Raw genomic sequence first — 19,938 nt, 5'->3', positions numbered from 1 at the left:
TTTACCTATAAATCTTCCTTTTTTAATACTCGTAAAAGATATCCTAAAATTAAAACGCCTACAAGCGCAAAAATTGTCATGGCAAACCAAGTGGTATCAAAACCATATTCAGCAACCATTTGCATACCAACATTATGACTAAAAATATGTGCTAAAGAAAATGAAATACTATACAAAGCCATATATTCTCCTTGATTTCCTTTTGCAGCACGTTCTATTGCAAAAGCATTCGAAAACGGAAAAGCAATCATCTCTCCAATAGAAATTAATAAAACTCCAATAATTAAAATACCAACCCAACCTGTTAAATTTAGAATAATAAAACTTAAGGCTACCAAAAAAAGTCCTGAAGCTATTAATTTAATTTTAGACATTTTTAAATCTTCCAACCATTTTATCAAAGGCATTTCTAACAAGAAAATAAAAAGTCCGCTTAACCCCATTAGCAAACCAATATCAAACTCTGATAAATGACGATTTTCACTATAATACAGAGGAATTGTAGAGAAAAACTGCATAAATACAAATCCAAAAATAAACATCGCTAAAAAGAAAATCCAAAAAGCTTTATCGTCATAAGCAGAAACAGGGTTTTCTACTTTTACCTCATCTTGTATTTTTGTTTTCTTAGGATGCAATACTTGTAGCAATAAAAAAGCGGCTAATACACAGGTAATTCCATCCATCCAAAATAAGCCTACATACCCAATACCTGTAATGATTAAACCTCCAATTGCGGGTCCTGCAGAAAAGCCTAAGTTAATTGCCAAACGAATTAAAGTTACAGAACGTGTTTTATTTTCTGGTTTACTATACGCACTTAAAGCAACAAACATGGCTGGTCTAAAAGCATCTGCAACTAGCATTACTGTAAAAATACCAAAGCAAAACTCATTAAAAGTTGCTGCATATTGCAGAAAAACAAATAGAATTCCCGTGAGCACAAGACTCACTAACATAACTTTGTAATAACCAATTTTGTCTGTTAATTTACCACCAATCCAAGTACCAACTACAGAACCTAACCCAAAGAAAGACATGATCCAACCAACATCTGCTAAAGAAAAATGAAGACTTTTTGTAAGATATAAGGATAAAAAAGGGATTACCATTGTACCAGATCTATTAACAAAAGTGATTAATGATAACCACCAAACTTCTTTAGAAAGCCCTCTAAAAGTGTTAATGTAATTGTTATATAATTTTATCATTTTGGTTTATGTTAATATTTAATCATTGAAATAAGTTCAGTATAATTACTACGAATCATTTTTTTTAAACATTGAAATACTAGTAAAAATATAAAAGTCCGACTGTGAAGTCGGACTTTTATAATTATTTGATTTTATATTGAAATCATCAAAACATATAAACATACCGACTACTGTGGTTTATCCACGATAACTTGGTAATATATGTTAAGACTCTGTTCATTTCTGTTTTTATTAATGATTCAAAACTACATAAAAATAATTGAATATTGTATTTTTGAATTGTAAATAAATTATAATGAAAAAAATAGTACTTATACTCTATGTAGCTTTTCTATTGATATCTTGTAATTCTCAAGGCAAACGCCCTTTAATAGGAAAAACTATATATCAACAAGAATTAAACGCTAGTTATAAAGACGCTTCAAAATCCCCCTTAAAAAAGAAAGATTTAAAGAATTTTAAAGGATTAAACTTCTTTGAGGTTGATTCTACTTTTATAGTAAAAGCGAATTTTATAAAAATAGAAAATGCGCCTACGTTTAAAATGGCAACTACCACAGATAGAAAACCATTATATAAAGAATATGGTTTACTAAACTTTGCTTTAAAAGGAATAAATTGTCAATTAACCATTTACCAAAGTCAAGATGATTTAGATGATGAAAAATATAAAGACTATTTGTTTTTACCTTTTACAGATGATACTTCTGGAGAAACATCTTATGGTGGTGGACGTTATATGGATGTAATGATCACAGATATTACGCCAGAATTTACTGTTATCTTAAATTTTAACAATACTTACAACCCTTATTGTGCCTATAACGACAAGTATTCTTGCCCTATTACACCAAGAAAAAATCATTTAGATTTAGAAATAAAAGCCGGAATAAAGGATTTTAAAAAACACTAAAATATTATACCATTTTTTTATTGGTCATATAAAAACCATAAACAGCACTAAAAACAACCTTAAACCCAAAAAAGTTTTTCCATTTATCATTTGCAAAATTGGTTTCCGAAACTTTAGCAAAATCGCCAGAAAACAAATCGCTAGAACTAGCTATTAATAAAGAAACTACTGTTACAATAACAAAAAAAGGAATGGCAACTTTTGCAAAATTAATCCAAAAAAGAGGCTGTTTTATTTTTTCTAATAAACTCATTATTTTAATTTTTGATTGTTGTGATGACGATCGTGATCACGTTTGGTTTTAATATCTAATTTCTTTTCAAAAGCATCTTGTAAATCAATTCCGGTTTGGTTTGCCAAACATAAAACCACGAACATAACATCTGCCAATTCTTCTCCCAAATCTTTATTTTTATCAGATTCTTTTTCACTTTGCTCTCCGTAGCGTCTTGCTATAATACGTGCAACTTCACCAACCTCTTCTGTAAGTTGTGCCATGTTGGTTAACTCGTTAAAATAACGAACTCCATGAGCTTTAATCCAATCGTCTACTTGTTTTTGTGCGTTTTCTATGTTCATTTTTTTTATTAAAAGATTGAAAAATTAAAGACTCAAAGGTATAGTTTCTAAATTTATTTGGTTTGTTTCTAATGGTAAAAAAACTAACCTCGCTTACTTCTGATAAAAGTCATTAAAACAGACGTTATATAATTATAGAAAGCGAAACCTTTTCTTTTACTTCAAAAACTCAGAAACCTCTGCATAAAACTGCTTCGGATTTTCTGCATGCAACCAATGACCTGCATTTTTAATTTCTACAATTCTAGAATTAGGAAAATGAGCTTCTATAATTGGTTTTTCCTCTTTTGTGATATACTCAGATTTTTCTCCTTTTAAAAACAATGTCTCCTTTTCGAAAACAGTAAAAGAAGGCAACGCTTCCCCAATCTCTGCATTATTTTCTGTTAACGATTCTAAATTAAACCTGAATGCTAATTGTCCTTTTTCTTTCCAATACACATTTTTTAACAAAAACTGACGCACACCAAAATCTGGAATTAATCCTGATAACTTTTTATCAACCAAAGTTCTAGTATTTTCTAAAGAAAAATCAATAGAATTTAATGCTGCCAAAATAGCATTATGATGTGGTTGATACATTCTTGGAGAAATATCAACAATAATTAATTTATCAACCAATTCTGGATACGTAACAGCGAACAACATTGCTGTTTTTCCGCCCATAGAATGCCCAATGATATCTACTTTTTCTAATTGATAGTGTTGTATATAATTATACAAATCTTCAACTAAAACCTCATAATTAAATTCATCTTCATGAAAACTACGTCCGTGATTTCTTTGGTCTATAAGGTGAACTTGATAATCTTTGGCAAACTGATTTCCTAACGTTTTCCAGTTATCTGACATTCCAAAATAGCCATGTAAGATTAATAATGGTTTTCCTTCTCCTTTTATTGTTGAATGTAATATTGGATTATTAGACATTTATATGAATTGATTATTATATAATTTGTCAGGTCAATCGTGTTCGAGACCTAAGTTTTATTCTTGAGATTTCTCAATCGCTAAAAAAGCTCATTTCGAAATGACACTGTGACTGAAAACGGCAAATGAATACCGTTAACTTACTTAAGTCGATGCAAATACATATTTACAACATTCTCTAAACCTAAATACAAACTTTCTGCAATAAGCGCGTGGCCTATAGAAACTTCTGCCAAATGAGGTATATTCTCTTTAAAGAATTTAATATTATCTAAACTTAAATCGTGCCCAGCATTAATACCTAAACCTAATTTGTTAGCTAAAACAGCCGCTTCTGTATATGGTTTTATAGCATCAAAATTCCCTAAATCACATTGAGTTGCAAAGTCTTCCGTATATAATTCAACTCTATCTGCACCCGTTTTTGCAGCTGCTTCTAGCAACTTAGCATCTGTATCTATAAAAATAGAAGTTCTAATTCCGTTTTGTTGAAATTCTCTAATAACTTCTTGTAAAAAAGATTGATGTGTAATAGTATCCCAACCCGCATTAGACGTAATAGCATCTAAAGCATCTGGCACCAAAGTAACCTGCGTTGGCTTTACTTCTAACACCAAATCCATAAAAGATTTTATCGGATTTCCTTCAATATTATACTCTGTAGTCACAATATTTTTTAAATCTCTTGCATCTTGATAACGTATATGTCTTTCGTCTGGTCTTGGGTGAATTGTGATTCCCTGAGCACCAAATTCTTCAATATCGCTGGCAACTTTTAATAAATTAGGCACATTTCCGCCACGAGAATTTCTTAAAGTTGCTATTTTATTAATATTTACACTTAACTTTGTCATTGTCTAAAATTAGGCTGCAAATATAATTTATTAAATCATTTTATCCTATATTCGTAAAGCATGAATATGAACGACTATATATTAGAAGAAATAAAACCACTTCGCTTAAAAGATGCTGTAAAAAGCGCTCAAAAAGTGTTTAAAAATTATCCTATAACACATTTTCCTGTTATTGAAAACAATAAGCTATTAGGTTCTTTTGCGGAAGATGACCTACAAACTATAGAAAATAATGAGGATGAATTAGTTGAACATGCTTATTTATTAAATTCTTTTTTTGCTGATGAAAAAGCAACTGTTTTAGAACTATTAAAAAATTTTGCAGACAATGACACCAACATCATTCCTGTTTTAAATGAATATAAAGATTATATTGGTTATTTTGATCTAAGAGACGTTTTAGATGTTTTTTCCACAAGCCCTTTTATGGTTGAAGAAAGCGAAACTTTAATTATAGAAAAATTGAGCAATGATTATTCTATGAGTCAAGTTGTACAAATTATTGAAGCTAGCGGCGGAAAATTATTAGGTTTGTATATCTCAGAAAAAAATACAGACACTATTCAAGTTACTATCAAAGTAATTTCAGATGAAATAAATGAAATTATGCAAACCTTTAGAAGATATGATTATAAAATTATATCTATGCATGAAAATGATATTTATTTAGAAGATTTAAAAAGTAGGTCTGAATATTTACAGAAATATTTAGAAATGTAAACCTTTTAAAAGGCTTTTACAAAAAAAACAAAAAGTGAAGAAAGCAGCAATTTACGGTCAGTCTTACGCCATTTCATCAGAAAAGGAAATTAAAACATTATTACACGTTTTAGAAAAAAAACAGATTGATTTTTATATAGAAAGTGAATTTTATACCCTTTTGGTAGAAAATAACGTTTTAAAAGATGTGTATAAATCTTTTGTTAGTTTTAACGATTTAGATAGTTCTTTTAATATTATGATTACCATTGGTGGAGACGGAACATTTTTACGTTCTGCAACACATATTAGAGATTTAGACATCCCTATTTTAGGTATAAATACGGGTAGATTAGGTTTTCTAGCTATTGTTCCCAAAGACCTTATTGAAGAAAGTATAGATCTTGTTATTAAAGGTGACTACACCCTTCAAGAAAGAACACTTGTATCTATAAGGACAGAACCAAAAACCAAGGATTTTGCAGAACTTAACTTTGCATTAAACGAAGTAACCATCGCTAAGAAAAACACCACTTCTATGATAGGTGTACAAACGTATTTAAATGGTGAATATTTAACTAATTATTGGGCCGATGGGTTAATTATTTCTACGCCAACAGGCTCTACGGGCTATTCCTTAAGTTGTAATGGACCTGTTATTTTACCAGATTCAAAAAATTTAGTTATCACACCTATTGCTCCTCATAATTTAAATGCGAGGCCTATGGTAATTTCTGATGAAACTAAAATAGAATTAAAAGTAGATTCTAGAGAAAAAAGCTTTTTAATCTCTTTAGATTCTAGAGTATCTAGTGTACCAAACAACACGACCATTTTTATAGAAAAAACCGATTTTACAATAAAAAGTATACTTCCAAAAAACCAATCTTTTTTAAAGACATTAAGAAGCAAACTTTTATGGGGAGAAGACATTAGAAACAAAACAAATGTTTAACAAACTCCTTACAATATTTCTTTAAAAAAGTTGTTATTCAAAAAAGACTATATATTAACTTTATAAAGCAATTTGAAATCTCTATATTTGCCCACTATTTTTAGAATGAAAAAAAGAATATTATTTTTCGTATTTGTAGGTTTTACCTCAATTTTCTTTGGCCAACTTCATGAAGTAGGCCTTACTATTGGCGGCACAAACTATGTTGGTGATATTGGTAAAAACTACTATTTCTACCCAAACAAACTAGCCGCAAGTGTTTTTTATAAATACAATTGGAACCCTAGAATTGCACTAAGAGCAAGCTATAGTCTTTTACCTATTTCTGGTAATGATGCAGATGCAGACACTGGTTTTAGAAGAGACAGATTAGACCCAACTGGAAAAACATACAAGTTTTCTAACACAATAAATGAATTAGCGGCAGGAATAGAATATAATTTTTACGAGTATGATTTATCTTCAGATGATAAAACATGGACACCTTACCTACTATTAGAATTGGCTGTATTTAATTATACAAACGTTAAGACATACTTACCAACAGGAAAAGTAGACAAATTAGGTAAGAAGACCTCTTTGGCTATTCCTTTCGGTTTTGGTTATAAGTCTAAATTATTTGGTACTTTAGCGTTTGCAATTGAAGCAAAATTTAGATATACTTTTGAAGACGATTTAGACTACCTTTCTACAGATACACCAAATGTAAATTTAGAAGGCACCGGAAATGATTGGTATATGTTTACAGGAGTTTCTTTAATCTACACCTTTGGTAGACCAGCTTGTTACACAAACGGATTATAAAAATTATGGACAAAAAACTACTTATTGACTTACAAAGAACACCAAAACATGTTGCCATAATAATGGATGGTAATGGGCGTTGGGCAAAAGGTAAAGGGATGAATAGAATTTTTGGACACAGAAACGCCTTAACAGCGGTTAGAGAATCTGTTAGTGCGGCATCTAACATCAATGTAAAAGCAATTACTCTTTATGCTTTTTCTACAGAAAACTGGAACCGTCCTAAATTAGAAGTAGACGCTTTAATGAGTTTACTAATCAATTCTTTAAAAAAAGAATTACCCGGTTTTATGAAAAATGGAGTTAAAGTAAACGCCATTGGTCTAATTACTAGTCTACCCCAAAAAGCTCAAAAAGTACTAGCTGATGTAATTTCTAAAACAAAAGACAATACAGATATTGTATTAACTTTTGCACTAAGCTATGGTTCTAGAGAAGAAATTGTTAATACTATTAAAAACATATCCAAAAAAGTTGTTAATAATGAGCTCAATATCGAAGAAATTGATGAAAATACTATAAATAACCATTTATATACGTTTAATTTGCCCGACGTTGACCTAATGATAAGAACTAGTGGAGAACAACGCATTAGTAATTTCTTATTATGGCAGATGGCATACGCCGAATTATATTTTACAGATATACTTTGGCCAGACTTTAGAGAAGAGCATTTTTACGATGCAATCATAGATTATCAGAATAGAGAACGAAGATTTGGAAAAACAAGCGAACAAATTACAGAATAAATTTTTTATGAAATTATTTTCTGCTACAATAATGCTAACGGCATTATTTTTTACTTTTAGTGCCAAAGCACAAAATGAAAAAGATAGTTTATCAATTGTAAAAAAAGATACTACTGCTACAAAAGATCTTTCCTTTGAAAAAGGGAAAGAATATATCTTAGGAGGCATGAGTGTTACAGGATTAAAAAAGTTTAGCGAAGAAACCGTAAGGGTTTTTACAGGCTTAAGAAATGGTCAACCCCTAAAACTTCCGGGAGACAAACTTACAAGTGCTATTAAAAAGTTGTACGAAAGTAAGCAATTTAGTAACGTAGACGTATACCTAGCCAAACTAGATGGAAATACCATATACCTTCAGTTTGATGTATTAGAATTACCTCAATTAAACAATGTAACCATTACAGGTATTAAAAAAGGAAAAGCCAAAGACCTTAAAAAAGATGCAGAGCTTAAAAAAGGTGCTATGGTAACAGATAACCTTATTGTTACCTCTAAAAATTACTTTACCAAAAAATATACAGATAAAGGATATCTTAAAACCAAAGTTAATTTAGATGTTAAAAAAGACACTAGTGATATTAACATTGTTAATATGGCAATTTTTATTGATAAAGGAAAAAAAATAAAAATTAAGGACATTATATTTAAAGGTAATAAAGCGCTTTCAAGTAAAAAACTTAGAAAAGCGATGAAAAATACCAAAGAAAAAATAATTGGTCGTTTTTGGAAAGGCTCTAAATACATCGAAGAAGATTTTCAAGAAGACTTAGAAAGTATTTTAGATAAATACAGCCGATTAGGCTATAGAGATGCACGTATTCTTAGTGATAAAATTAGTTGGAATGATGATAACACCATTAATATTAATTTAGATTTAGAAGAAGGTAGACAATACCGATTTGCAGAAATATTATTTGTAGGTAATAAAGAATATACGGCAGAACAACTTCAACAATATTTAAAAATTGAAAAAGGAGATGTTTATAACGGCGCTGTTTTAGAAGAACGTGTTAAAGGTGACGGTAGCCCAACATCTCAAGATATCTCTACTTTATACCAAGATAGTGGTTTTTTATTCTCTTCTGTGAATGCCGTAGAAACAAAAGTAAAAAATGATTCTATTACAGTAGAAATTAGAATTAGAGAAGATGAAAAAGCGCGAATCAGAAAAGTAACAGTTTCTGGTAATGAAAAAACAAATGACCACGTATTATTTAGAGAACTTAGAGTAAAACCAGGTGATTTATTTAGTAGAAGTGCCATTATTAGATCTATTAGAGAAATTGGTCAATTAGGGTTCTTTGACTCTAATGTTACTCCTGATGTAATACCAGATTATCAAAATAAAACAGCTGACATAGACTTTACGGTTGTAGAAAAAGGTGGAAGCCAAATAGAACTACAAGGTGGTTATGGTGGAGGTTCTTTTATAGGTACTTTAGGTTTATCTTTTAATAACTTTTCTATCAGAAATATTTTTAATAAGGAAGCTTACAAACCATTACCAATGGGAGATGGTCAAACATTATCTTTAAGACTACAAACCAGTAGAACATATAATACGTATAGTTTTTCTTTTACAGAACCATGGTTAGGTGGTAAAAAACCAAAATCATTATCATTTTCTGTATACTCATCTAATCAATATCAATTAGATTATACTACTTATGATGTAGACAAAAGCAAAAGTTTAGGTATAATTGGTGCTTCTGTAGGATTAGGACAACGATTAAAATGGCCGGATGATTATTTTCAATTATCTCAATCTATTAGTTATCAAGCATTAAAATCTAATGATTATAATTTTGGTTTGGCAGGTTTAAACTTAAACAACGGTACTCTTAATAATCTTTCTTATAATATTTCTTTAACAAGAAATTCTGCAGGACCAAGTTTAATATTTCCTACTTACGGATCTGAGTTTACAATTGGAGCAAAAGCCACATTTCCATATTCTTTAGTGAATAATAAAGACTATAATGATAGTAACTTAGATGCTATAGATAAATACAAGTGGTTAGAATACTATAAATTAAATTTTAAAGGAAAATGGTACACTTCTTTTACAGATAAATTGGTTTTAATGACCAATGCAGAAGGAGGATATTTAGGCTCTTACAACAAAGATCTAGGAGCAACACCAGTAGAACGTTATTTTGTGGGTGGAGATGGTATTGCAGCTTACCAATTAGACGGTAGAGAAACAGTTGGTTTAAGAGGTTATGAAAATAGCGGACTTTCTTCTAATTATGGTGGTACAATTTATAATAAATTTCAGTTAGAACTGCGCTACTCTATTACAGACGCTCCATCGGCATCTATTTATACTTTAGGATTCTTAGAAGCAGGTAATTCTTATGATACTTTTAAAGAATTTAATCCGTTTGACTTAAAACGTTCAGCAGGAGTTGGTGTAAGAATTTTTATGCCAGCATTTGGTTTATTAGGAATTGATTTTGCACATGGATTTGATCCATTGCCTGGGGAAACTGAAAAATCTGGTTGGCAAACACACTTTATAATTGGAAAACAATTCTAAAAAAACGATAGCTTTGTAAAGAAAAAGTTTTTTTGGCACGGTTTTTTCTAAATACATAATACAAATGAAAAAAATATTTTTATTAGTCTTTCTTACACTTAGTGTTAGTGTATCTTGGTCTCAGAGAAATCAATTAATTGCTTATATAGATATGGAGTATATTCTAGAAAATGTTCCAGAATATCTAGAAGCACAAAATACACTTGATGGCAAAGTTGCTAAATGGAGAAAAAAATTAGATGAACAAGCTAGACATATAGAAATCTTAAAAACAGATTTAGCAAATGAAAAAGCAATTCTTACAAAAGATTTAATTGAAGAAAAAGAAGAAGAAATTAGTTTAAAACAAATAGAATTAAGACGTCTAGAATCTTTATACTTTGGGCCAAATGGAGATATGTTTTCTGTAAGAAAACAATTGGTTAAGCCAATTCAAGATCAAGTTTACAATGCAATTCAAAGTATTTCTAAAAGAAAAAAATATGACTTTGTTTTTGATAAATCTACTGATTTAGTCATGCTATATTCAAATAAAAAATACGATATTAGCGACCTTGTTTTAGCCACAATAGACCGTAGTAGATTAATCGGTGAAAAATATAAAAAAAGACAAGAAAAAATGCTTACTCCTAAAAAGGAGTTAACAGATAGACAAAAAGAATTAATTAGCAAAAAAGAAGACGCACAAGCAAAGAAAATTGCTGATGTTGAAGCAAAAAAGAAGCTAATAGCAGAAAAAAGAGAAAAACTCTTACAACAACGAGAAGAAAAAAGAGAATTGTTAAGAGCTAAAAAAGAAGCTTTAAGAAAGAAAAAAGAAGCTCAAAAAGAAGAACAAGAATAAGAATAATAATTAAATCAAAACAAGAATGAAAAATTTAAAATCGTTACTATTAATCGCTGTATTTACTTTAGGACTAGCAGGTGTTGCAAATGCACAAAAAATAGGTCATATAGACTTTGAAAAATTAGTAGCAGAAATGCCTCAAACAAAAACCCTAAAATTAGACATGGAAAAGCTTGGTAAAACTTACCAAGATGAGATTACAGGAATGGAAAAGAAAATTGAAGCAACAAGACAAAAATATGTTGCCGAGTCTAAAGGTCAAACGAATGAAACGAATGACAAAAGAGCTCAAGAGCTTCAAGCTGAAGCTGCAAAAATTGAACAAGCAAGAAGATTTGCTTACCAAGACATGCAGAAAAAACAAAACGAAGGTTTACAACCAATTATACAAAAAGCACAAACAGCTATTGATGCTGTAGCAGCTTCTAAAGGTGTATTATATGTCTTAGATGCTTCTGTAGGAAAAGGTTTATTAGTTAAGAAAGGTGAAGATTTATACGGAGCTGTAAAAACTAAATTAGGTTTTTAATATAAACTAAATAAGATTACAAACTAAAACCTACTGAAATTTCAGTAGGTTTTTTTATTTTTACAAGTATATGGTAAAAGAAAACAAATTTCCTATTGGTATATTCGACTCTGGTGTGGGGGGCACATCGATTTGGAAAGAAGTTAACGCACTTTTACCCAAAGAGAATACTATTTACTTATCGGATAGTAAAAATGCTCCGTACGGAGAAAAAAGCAAGCAAGATATTATAGACCTATCTATTAAAAATACAAAATTTTTAATTCAACAAAACTGTAAAATAATTATTGTTGCATGCAATACAGCAACCACAAACGCCATTAAAGTTTTAAGAGAAAAATATAGCATTCCTTTTATAGGAATAGAACCGGCAATTAAAACCGCTGCTTTACAAACTAAAACAAATACAATTGGTATACTTGCCACCAAAGGAACTTTAAACAGTGAGTTATTTGAGAAAACAGCTCATTCTATCAATCAAAAAATTACACGTAAAGAGATTATAGGAACAGGCTTAGTAGACCTTATAGAAGGTGGTAAATTGCACTCTAAAGAAATGACTGCATTATTAACCTCTTATGTGCATCCTTTAATAAAGCAGAATGTAGACTGCTTGGTTTTAGGTTGTACACATTATCCTTATTTAATTCCTCAAATAAGAAAGCTTGTAGGTACCAAAATTCAAATTATAGATTCTGGTGAGGCTGTTGCCAGACAAACCAAAAATATTTTAGAAAAACATCAATTAATTAATAGCAGTACTAAAGAAAGCGTGCATCAATTTTTTATAAACAAAGATAAAGAAGTCTTAAAAATGTTGGTTTCAAACAAAGCCAAAAGAATAAAAATTACTGAAAAGGATTTTTAGAAACCAATAAACGAATTATTAATATTTGGAGTACTACGCCAAGTTTTATTTCGAGTCCACAAATTAATACCTAAAGTAATTTGATGAAAACCAGATTTTGTTAAAACTACATCACCTATTTGATTTGTATAGGTATAAGAAAACATGACATTTTTATAATTTAAACCAAATATAGGAGATATAAATTGCGAATTCCCAGCAACATCGGCTCCAAAAGTTACTCTATAAGACAATGCTAACCATAATTGATAATTATTAAGTGTTTTATATCCTTTTAAATTAAAATCTGATATTTTTTGGCCTGTGCCTTCCTTTAGTTGTAGCATAAAAGAAGGTTCTAATTGAAAATAATAATTTTTATCATAATAATATCCAACAGAAAAAACATAATTCCTTAAATTTAAAGGCTCAAGAACATTCAAATTATTTTTAGCTGTTAAAAATAAATTCTTCACAGTAAAATACGAAGAGAATCCACCTCTATGATAAGCAGCACTAAAGTCTGAATTATAATAACTAGTGCTTTCAATAATTGCAGCTACATCATCATTACCAAATGATCTTTGATCCGATTGATTTTGAATAAAAGAAAAAGACAATCCAAACGAGAGTTGTTCAAAATAATGACCATTATCATTTAAAGGTAAGTGATAAGCATAAGTAGCCTGAACCCCTTTTTGAGAATGATACCCATTTTTATCGTTAAATAAAACAAAACCATAGGCTGCATTTGTCTCTTCTCCAAACCTTGAATGAAAACTTATAGTTTGTAAAGCAGGTGCATCTGCTATACCAGACCATTGTTGTCTTGCTGTAAAACGTAATTTACTAGAATTACCAATACCTGCTGCAGATGGATGCACCAAATACACATTATCAGATAAATAATCTTGATAAATTGGCAATGTTTCTTGGGCAATATTCTTAAAAGAAAAAAATAAAGCAAATAGAGAACAAAATTTTAGATATTTTAATATCATTAATAAGGGATAATTACAAGTTATCAAATATATTCCTTTTCTTAAAACAAATACTTTATAATACAAATATTTAATAATGTAGTATATTATTTATGTTAAGAAAGCTAATCTTTATTATTACAATAAAGATAGTGATAAAAAAGGAACCTAGTGACAAGAACTATTTGCAGAGACAACATCTACTAAAGGAGCTGGAGATACATAAGGAATACCTAAACCTAAACCTCGTAATACAAATAAGACTCCTATAAAAACAACCACAATGGGTATTAATTTTTGTATTTTTTTTCTAAAATTCCCTTTTGTAAAATTTCCTAAGTATACAACTGAAGTCATTAAAGGAATTGTACCTAGACCAAATAAAAACATATATAAACTACCGAAAAAAGCATTTGTTGTTGCTAAAGCTCCAAAAACAGCCATATATACCAAGCCACAAGGTAAAAATCCATTTAAAAAGCCTATGGTAAAAAAGGTGTCATTTCTCTTCTTCTTCAATTCTTTACCTAAAGCATTCTTCACTTTAAAAATGACTTTATTAATACCTTTAGAAAAGTTTACTTTTGAAAAAAATTTAGGAAAGAGAACCATCAAAATCATACTAACACCAACGATTATAGATAACTGTTGTTGAAATCCGAAGAAATAAAATCCTTTACCAAGAAAACCGAATAACAATCCTATAAGACTGTAGCTAAATAATCGTCCAAAATGATAACTTAGTATTTGAAAAAAACCTTTGGTAGTGTTTTGTCTATCAATGGGCAACATAAAAGCTATGGGTCCACACATACCTACACAGTGAAAACTACCTAATAACCCAAATATTATTGCCGATAAAAACATTAATATTGTATTTCTTTTTTAATTAAGTATTCTTTATTGTTATATTTGAAAGATAAATTAATGTTCCAACGACCATCTAATAAACGTTTCTCAGGCACGAGCAAATATGTATTAGAGATTGAAATAGGTATTTCAAAATCTAATTGTTTATTAGACGGTCTATATAGGAACACTTTACCTTTAATTTTTTCTGGAGAAAATTCTTCTGGAAATGTTATTTTTAAACCTTCTTCTGATCTTTGAATAGTTATTTTGTCTTTTAATTCTAATGCATTTTTTTCTGCATTAATTTCATCTTGAAAACCTAATTCTTCTTGATAGTATTTTTCTGTAACCAAATCATAACTATATGTCTTATCGGTACTCATAGTAATAACCATGTATAAAATAAAACTCATAAAAGCTACAATTGCAATAACAATACCTGTTCCCCAATTAAATTTCATAATATTATAATTTTTATTTTATACTCTGTCTTCAGAAGTTTAGTTTATAATCATCCATGACGGAATGCAACTTTCTAAAAACTTCATTTATCGATAAAAAATAACCTGTAGATTTATTTATAGTTCTTTTTGGTATACTTTAATAATCGATAAAAAGTATTTTAAAACCTTGCAGTAAGCATATTTGTAAACATACTTACACTACTTATAACTTCTTGGTCCTAAAAAATTTGTTATGGTAGTTTCAATTAATTTATCACCACTATAAACACCAATTTCTAATTTAATTTTATCTTTTTCTAAGGTCGCTGAATTTATTTCTATAAATAAAGTACCTTCTGCTAAACCTTGTTTTGGCACCGCAAAATTATGATTAGAAACTAATTTTATGGTCCCTTTATGAGAAAGTAATTTATAACTTACATCATTTATATCTTTTGTTGTTTTATTAATTACTTTAAAGGTATAAACATTACTAATAATATTATTTTCTTTATGTTGATACAACTGTCCAGGCAACCTTAAAATTGTAGCTTCAACATCATTTCTTAAAAATAACATTCCTATTAAAATACCTATTAAAATAAATAAGACAGCAGAATATCCTTTAATTCTAGCGTTTAATTTAAAAGGCTTCTTTTTTTCGATGTTATCTTCACTTTCATATCTAATTAATCCTTTTGGCAAGCCAACACTATCCATTATATGATCGCATTCATCAATACAGGCAGTACAATTTACACACTCTAATTGTGTACCGTTTCTAATATCTATACCTGTTGGACAAACAACTACACATTGTTTACAATCTATACAATCTCCTTTACCTAAAGCTTCTCTATCCTCATTTTTCTTAAATTTAGATCTTCCCTCTTCTCTTTCTCCTCTCTTATAATCGTACGCAACATTTATCGTTTTGTTATCTAACAAAACACCTTGTAACCTACCATAAGGACAGGCTATAATACATACTTGTTCTCTAAACCAAGCAAAAATAAAATAGAAAACACAAGTAAAAATTGTTAATGAAATAAGTGTACTAATATTATCAAAAGGGTTCCCCGTAATGTAACTGATAAGTGTATCTCCACCAATTAAATACGCTAAGAACACATTGGCTATTATAAAAGAAACCACAAAGAAAATAAACCATTTTAAAAGTCTTTTTCTAATCTTTTCTGCATTCCAAGGTTGTTTATCCAAACGAATTTGTTTCCCTCTATCTCCATCAATCCAATATTCTATCTTTCTGAAAACCATTTCTAAAAAAATGGTTTGAGGACAAATCCATCCACAGAAAATACGTCCAAAAATTACTGTAAATAGAATGATAAATACAACACCCACAATCATTGAAATGACTAATAAGTGAAAATCTTGTGGCCAAAACGGAAATCCAAAAATATTAAATTTACGTTCTAAAATATTAAACAATAAAAACTGGTTCCCATTTATCTTAATAAAGGGTGCTGATAAAAGAAAAATTAACAGAAAATAACTTACGTACGATCTATATTTATAGAATTTACCGCTAGGCTTTTTAGGAAAAACCCAAGAACGTTTTCCAGATTTATCAATGGTACCAATACTATCTCTAAATTTTTCGCTTTCTGGAGTTTCCATATTTACTAATTAGCTTGTTCTAAAACCTGACCAACTTCTTCTGTTCCTGTACTTTCTTTTCCTTCTTTAAGTTCTGTATCTGGTTGTACTTCTGCCCCTTCATCTACCCATTTTTCTCCTTGAGGAGCTTTTGGGTTTGCTGGTGAAGTTCCTTGTAAAGAAAGTACATAACTACCAACTTTAGCAATATCTGCTGCTTTTAATGTTTTATTCCAAGCAATCATCCCTTTACCATCTCTACCTCCATTAGAAATAGTTGTAAAAACATTTTTTATTCCTCCTCCTAAAATCCAGTATTCATCTGTTAGATTTGGACCAATAGCCCCACCACCATCTGCTATATGACAAGATGCACAGTTTAATTTAAAAATTGCTTTACCTCTTCCAAGGTCTTTAGCATCTGTTAATAAAGTTACACTTTCTGCAGTAATTAAATCTGTTGCTGTAGACTTGTATTTTTTTAACGATATTTTTGCTTCTGCAACTGCTTTATTATATTCTACTATTTGGTCGTCTCCATCTAAAACCTCAAATCTCACCAAATATACTACAGCAAAGACAATTGATGCATAGAACAAATACACCCACCAAGGTGGTAAAGTATTATCTAGTTCTCTAATTCCATCATAATTATGATCTAAAATAATCTCTTCTTCACTTTCAATACCTTTAGTTCTTGTCCAAGATTGTAGTAACTTTTTAATCCAAGCATCACTTTCTTCAGGAACAATTCCTAGTTTTTCATTTTGTAATTCTGTTGCTTTATTAATGGCTATTACGTTTACCATTTCTTTTAAAACAACAACCAAAACAAAGCCTATAATTGCAATCCAAACTAAAGGATTCTCATAAACATTAAATGGTTTTTTGTACACCATAAACGACTTTGCAAGCGCTAAAAACGTAACAATTACAAAGATTATATATACCGTAGATTGAAAATATTTTTTCATTTTTTTTCTTTTTAATTATCTAAAGGTAAATTACTTACCTTATTTATATATTCTTTTTTTGCTGTAAAAACCCACCAAAACAAGACCATGAAGAAAGTGAAGAATATGATTAATGATATTAAAGGATATATTTCGACACCTGAAATAGTTACCATATAATTTTTTACAAATTTTAACATCGCCTTAGTTTTTAGTTATTTTTTGTTCGTCTTTCACTTTTATATCCGTACCTAAACGTTGTATGTATGCAATAACGGCAACAATCTCTCTATTTTTCATTTCTATAAAAGGTTCTCCATTCTCTTGAGCGTACTTTTTATCAGCTTCATAATTTTTTGCAAAATCTGGATCTGAGTGTAAGTTGTCCTCAATTTCTGTTCCTTGCGCTAACATACTTTGTTGGGCATTTGCTATTTCTTCTTCAGAATAAGGAACTCCTAAAGTAACCATCACTTTCATCTTACTTTCTATATCTCCTGTATAAAGTTTGTTAACAATTAACCATTTATAAGAAGGCATAATAGAACCTGGTGAAGTACTTTGAGGATCATACATGTGGTTTAAGTGCCAGCTATCAGAATATTTCCCTCCAATTCTATGTAAATCTGGTCCTGTACGTTTAGATCCCCATAAAAATGGATGATCATATACAAACTCACCTGCTTTAGAGTACTCTCCATAACGTTCTACCTCACTTCTAAAAGGTCTAATCATTTGAGAGTGACACCCTACACAACCTTCTCTAATATAAATATCACGTCCTTGTAATTCTAATGGTGTATAAGGTTTTACACTACTTATAGTAGGTATATTAGATTTTACTAATATTGTTGGAATAATTTGAACAGCTCCTCCAATTAAAATTGCAATCGTTGCATAAATTGTTAATTTGATTGGTTTTCTTTCCAACCAAGTATGCCAACCTTCTCCTTTAGTTCTATACGTAGGCACTGCAGATAATGGAGCTGCTTCTGCTAACTCATCTGTAACATCACTACCAGACTTAATCGTTCTAATTACGTTGTACAACATTATAAATGCTCCAATGATATACATACTTCCTCCAATAGCACGCATCCAATACATTGGTATAATTTCGTGTACAGTTTCTAAGAAGTTTCCATAAGTTAAAGATCCATCAGGATTAAATTGTTTCCACATAGAAGCTTGTACAAAACCTGCAACATACATTGGTAACGTATACATTATAATCCCTAAAGTACCAATCCAGAAATGCGCGTTTGCTAATGCTAAGGAATGTAATTTTGTTTTAAACAATCTTGGTATCATCCAATATAACATACCAAAAGTTAAGAAACCATTCCAAGCTAATGCACCAACGTGTACGTGAGCAATAATCCAATCACTATAATGTGCAATTGCGTTTACATTTTTTAAAGCCAACATTGGTCCTTCAAAAGTTGCCATACCGTATCCAGTAATTGCAACTACCATAAATTTTAAAACAGGGTCTGTTCTAACTTTATCCCAAGCTCCTCTTAATGTTAATAAACCGTTTATCATCCCTCCCCAAGAAGGTGCTAATAACATTATAGAAAACACAACTCCTAAGTTTTGTGCCCAAGATGGTAATGCTGTATATAATAAATGGTGAGGTCCTGCCCAGATATAAATAAAAATCAATGACCAAAAGTGAACAATTGATAATCTATATGAATATACAGGTCTGTTAGCTGCTTTTGGAACAAAGTAATACATTAAACCCAAAAAAGGTGTGGTTAAGAAAAATGCTACGGCATTATGTCCGTACCACCATTGCACCAATGCATCTTGTACCCCTGCATACACAGAATAAGATTTTAAAAAGGTAACAGGTAACGCTAAACTATTAAAAATATGCAATACTGCAACTGTTACAAATGTTGCTAAGTAAAACCAAATTGCCACGTATAAATGACGTTGTCTTCTTTGTAAGATGGTCCAAATCATATTGGCTCCAAATACAACCCAAACAACTGCAATGGCTATATCTATTGGCCACTCTAATTCGGCATATTCTTTAGATGAAGAATACCCTAAAGGTAAAGTAATGGCTGCTGCAACAATAATTAACTGCCAACCCCAAAAATTAAAGTTACTTAAAAAGTTACTTGCCATTCTTGCTTTTAACAATCTCTGAAGCGAATAATAAACCCCTGCAAAAATTGCATTACCTACAAAGGCAAAAATTACAGCATTGGTATGTAATGGTCTTAAACGCCCAAAACTTAACCAAGAAATTCCTTCTGTATAATAAGGGAACAAAAACATAAATGCGAGCATTAACCCCACAGAGAACCCCACTATTCCCCAGAATAACGTGGCATAGATAAATTTCTTTACGATCTTATTATCGTAATAAAATTGTTGCATTTCCATAATTTAATATTTAGTCTTTAGTTGATTTTTCTTTTTTATCTTTTACTAACTCATCATCAAACAACATGCGCACAGATGGCGTATAAGAATCGTCAAATTGCCCAGTTCTAACTGAATAAATAAATGCGATAAAAAATAAGATTGCTACTAGTATACTAATAGTTAGTAGTAGGTATATTACGCTCATATCTTGCCTGATAATAGATTTTCAAAAATAGTATTGGTCACTTT

At 30.1% G+C, this 19,938-nt stretch carries 22 protein-coding genes; 9 read left to right on the top strand and 13 right to left on the bottom strand.

All coding sequences use genetic code 11. From position 1 onward, the window contains the following. Positions 1-5 precede the first annotated feature (5 nt). Positions 6-1,211 carry an MFS transporter gene (locus tag JOP69_RS15230; protein ID WP_203391761.1) on the bottom strand — a complete coding sequence of 402 codons (1,206 nt, stop codon included), beginning with the start codon at positions 1,209-1,211 and terminating at the stop codon, positions 6-8. Between the two features lie 298 nt (positions 1,212-1,509). Here JOP69_RS15230 and JOP69_RS15225 point away from each other — a divergent pair, with 298 nt between their 5' ends. Beyond that, positions 1,510-2,127 (top strand): DUF1684 domain-containing protein, encoded by a 618-nt coding sequence (locus JOP69_RS15225; RefSeq protein ID WP_203391760.1) that lies wholly within the window; start codon positions 1,510-1,512, stop codon positions 2,125-2,127. Positions 2,128-2,131: 4 nt separating this feature from the next. Here JOP69_RS15225 and JOP69_RS15220 read toward each other — a convergent pair whose 3' ends face one another. From JOP69_RS15220 to JOP69_RS15205, 4 genes are all read right to left on the bottom strand, one after another. Next, positions 2,132-2,380, bottom strand: coding sequence for a hypothetical protein (locus JOP69_RS15220; RefSeq protein ID WP_203391759.1), 249 nt, complete (start codon positions 2,378-2,380; stop codon positions 2,132-2,134). Next, positions 2,380-2,706, bottom strand: a complete 327-nt coding sequence (locus JOP69_RS15215; RefSeq protein ID WP_166387013.1) for a nucleotide pyrophosphohydrolase — start codon at positions 2,704-2,706, stop codon at positions 2,380-2,382. The genes JOP69_RS15220 and JOP69_RS15215 overlap by 1 nt, the downstream gene beginning before the upstream one ends. 156 nt (positions 2,707-2,862) lie before the next feature. Further along, the gene (locus JOP69_RS15210) at positions 2,863-3,636 is read right to left on the bottom strand and encodes an alpha/beta fold hydrolase (protein WP_203391758.1); all 774 of its coding nucleotides are present in this window, start codon (positions 3,634-3,636) and stop codon (positions 2,863-2,865) included. 140 nt (positions 3,637-3,776) lie between these two features. After that, on the bottom strand, positions 3,777-4,490 hold the full coding sequence (locus tag JOP69_RS15205) for a pyridoxine 5'-phosphate synthase (RefSeq protein ID WP_203391757.1): 714 nt from the start codon (positions 4,488-4,490) through the stop codon (positions 3,777-3,779). A gap of 66 nt (positions 4,491-4,556) precedes the next feature. Between JOP69_RS15205 and JOP69_RS15200 the strand changes: the two genes are divergently transcribed. The 8 genes from JOP69_RS15200 (at position 4,557) to murI (ending at position 12,480) form a co-directional block, all read left to right on the top strand. Then, positions 4,557-5,210 carry a CBS domain-containing protein gene (locus tag JOP69_RS15200; RefSeq protein ID WP_252191129.1) on the top strand — a complete coding sequence of 218 codons (654 nt, stop codon included), beginning with the start codon at positions 4,557-4,559 and terminating at the stop codon, positions 5,208-5,210. A 34-nt stretch (positions 5,211-5,244) separates the two neighbouring features. Continuing rightward, complete coding sequence (locus JOP69_RS15195; RefSeq protein WP_203391755.1) at positions 5,245-6,144, top strand: NAD kinase; 900 nt, start codon at positions 5,245-5,247, stop codon at positions 6,142-6,144. Positions 6,145-6,249: 105 nt separating this feature from the next. Next, complete coding sequence (locus tag JOP69_RS15190; RefSeq protein WP_203391754.1) at positions 6,250-6,948, top strand: DUF6089 family protein; 699 nt, start codon at positions 6,250-6,252, stop codon at positions 6,946-6,948. A gap of 5 nt (positions 6,949-6,953) precedes the next feature. Further along, positions 6,954-7,697: an isoprenyl transferase gene (locus JOP69_RS15185; protein WP_203391753.1), complete on the top strand. Its 744-nt coding sequence runs from the start codon at positions 6,954-6,956 to the stop codon at positions 7,695-7,697. Positions 7,698-7,704: 7 nt separating this feature from the next. Further along, on the top strand, positions 7,705-10,236 hold the full coding sequence (gene bamA, locus JOP69_RS15180; RefSeq protein WP_203391752.1) for an outer membrane protein assembly factor BamA: 2,532 nt from the start codon (positions 7,705-7,707) through the stop codon (positions 10,234-10,236). Positions 10,237-10,300: 64 nt separating this feature from the next. Then, positions 10,301-11,080, top strand: coding sequence for an OmpH family outer membrane protein (locus JOP69_RS15175; RefSeq protein WP_203391751.1), 780 nt, complete (start codon positions 10,301-10,303; stop codon positions 11,078-11,080). Between the two features lie 25 nt (positions 11,081-11,105). Then, on the top strand, positions 11,106-11,612 hold the full coding sequence (locus tag JOP69_RS15170; RefSeq protein ID WP_203391750.1) for an OmpH family outer membrane protein: 507 nt from the start codon (positions 11,106-11,108) through the stop codon (positions 11,610-11,612). Between the two features lie 70 nt (positions 11,613-11,682). Then, positions 11,683-12,480, top strand: a complete 798-nt coding sequence (gene murI, locus JOP69_RS15165) for a glutamate racemase (protein WP_203391749.1) — start codon at positions 11,683-11,685, stop codon at positions 12,478-12,480. On the opposite strand, the gene JOP69_RS15160 is transcribed toward murI, so the two are convergent. The 8 genes from JOP69_RS15160 to ccoS all read right to left on the bottom strand — a co-directional run bounded on the left by JOP69_RS15160 (position 12,477) and on the right by ccoS (position 19,894). Continuing rightward, positions 12,477-13,460 (bottom strand): type IX secretion system membrane protein PorP/SprF, encoded by a 984-nt coding sequence (locus tag JOP69_RS15160; protein ID WP_203391748.1) that lies wholly within the window; start codon positions 13,458-13,460, stop codon positions 12,477-12,479. The two genes, murI and JOP69_RS15160, sit on opposite strands and share 4 nt — an antisense overlap. A gap of 147 nt (positions 13,461-13,607) precedes the next feature. After that, positions 13,608-14,306 (bottom strand): sulfite exporter TauE/SafE family protein, encoded by a 699-nt coding sequence (locus JOP69_RS15155; protein ID WP_203391747.1) that lies wholly within the window; start codon positions 14,304-14,306, stop codon positions 13,608-13,610. After that, positions 14,306-14,752 carry a FixH family protein gene (locus JOP69_RS15150; protein ID WP_203391746.1) on the bottom strand — a complete coding sequence of 149 codons (447 nt, stop codon included), beginning with the start codon at positions 14,750-14,752 and terminating at the stop codon, positions 14,306-14,308. The genes JOP69_RS15155 and JOP69_RS15150 overlap by 1 nt, the downstream gene beginning before the upstream one ends. Positions 14,753-14,953: 201 nt before the next feature. Then, positions 14,954-16,375, bottom strand: coding sequence for a cytochrome c oxidase accessory protein CcoG (gene ccoG / locus JOP69_RS15145; protein ID WP_203391745.1), 1,422 nt, complete (start codon positions 16,373-16,375; stop codon positions 14,954-14,956). Positions 16,376-16,380: 5 nt separating this feature from the next. Next, positions 16,381-17,328 (bottom strand): cbb3-type cytochrome c oxidase N-terminal domain-containing protein, encoded by a 948-nt coding sequence (locus tag JOP69_RS15140; RefSeq protein ID WP_203391744.1) that lies wholly within the window; start codon positions 17,326-17,328, stop codon positions 16,381-16,383. Between the two features lie 11 nt (positions 17,329-17,339). Continuing rightward, positions 17,340-17,507, bottom strand: coding sequence for a CcoQ/FixQ family Cbb3-type cytochrome c oxidase assembly chaperone (locus JOP69_RS15135; protein ID WP_203391743.1), 168 nt, complete (start codon positions 17,505-17,507; stop codon positions 17,340-17,342). Between the two features lie 4 nt (positions 17,508-17,511). Then, positions 17,512-19,707 carry a cytochrome-c oxidase, cbb3-type subunit I gene (gene ccoN / locus JOP69_RS15130; protein WP_203391742.1) on the bottom strand — a complete coding sequence of 732 codons (2,196 nt, stop codon included), beginning with the start codon at positions 19,705-19,707 and terminating at the stop codon, positions 17,512-17,514. 10 nt (positions 19,708-19,717) lie between these two features. Next, positions 19,718-19,894, bottom strand: a complete 177-nt coding sequence (gene ccoS, locus JOP69_RS15125) for a cbb3-type cytochrome oxidase assembly protein CcoS (protein WP_203391741.1) — start codon at positions 19,892-19,894, stop codon at positions 19,718-19,720. Positions 19,895-19,938: the final 44 nt, after the last annotated feature.

It is taken from the genome of Polaribacter sp. Q13, from assembly GCF_016858305.2.
In the GTDB taxonomy this organism is placed as follows: Bacteria; Bacteroidota; Bacteroidia; order Flavobacteriales; family Flavobacteriaceae; genus Polaribacter.
The sequence above is the reverse complement of the archived record's forward strand: the minus strand, read 5'-3'. Positions and strand labels throughout refer to the sequence as shown.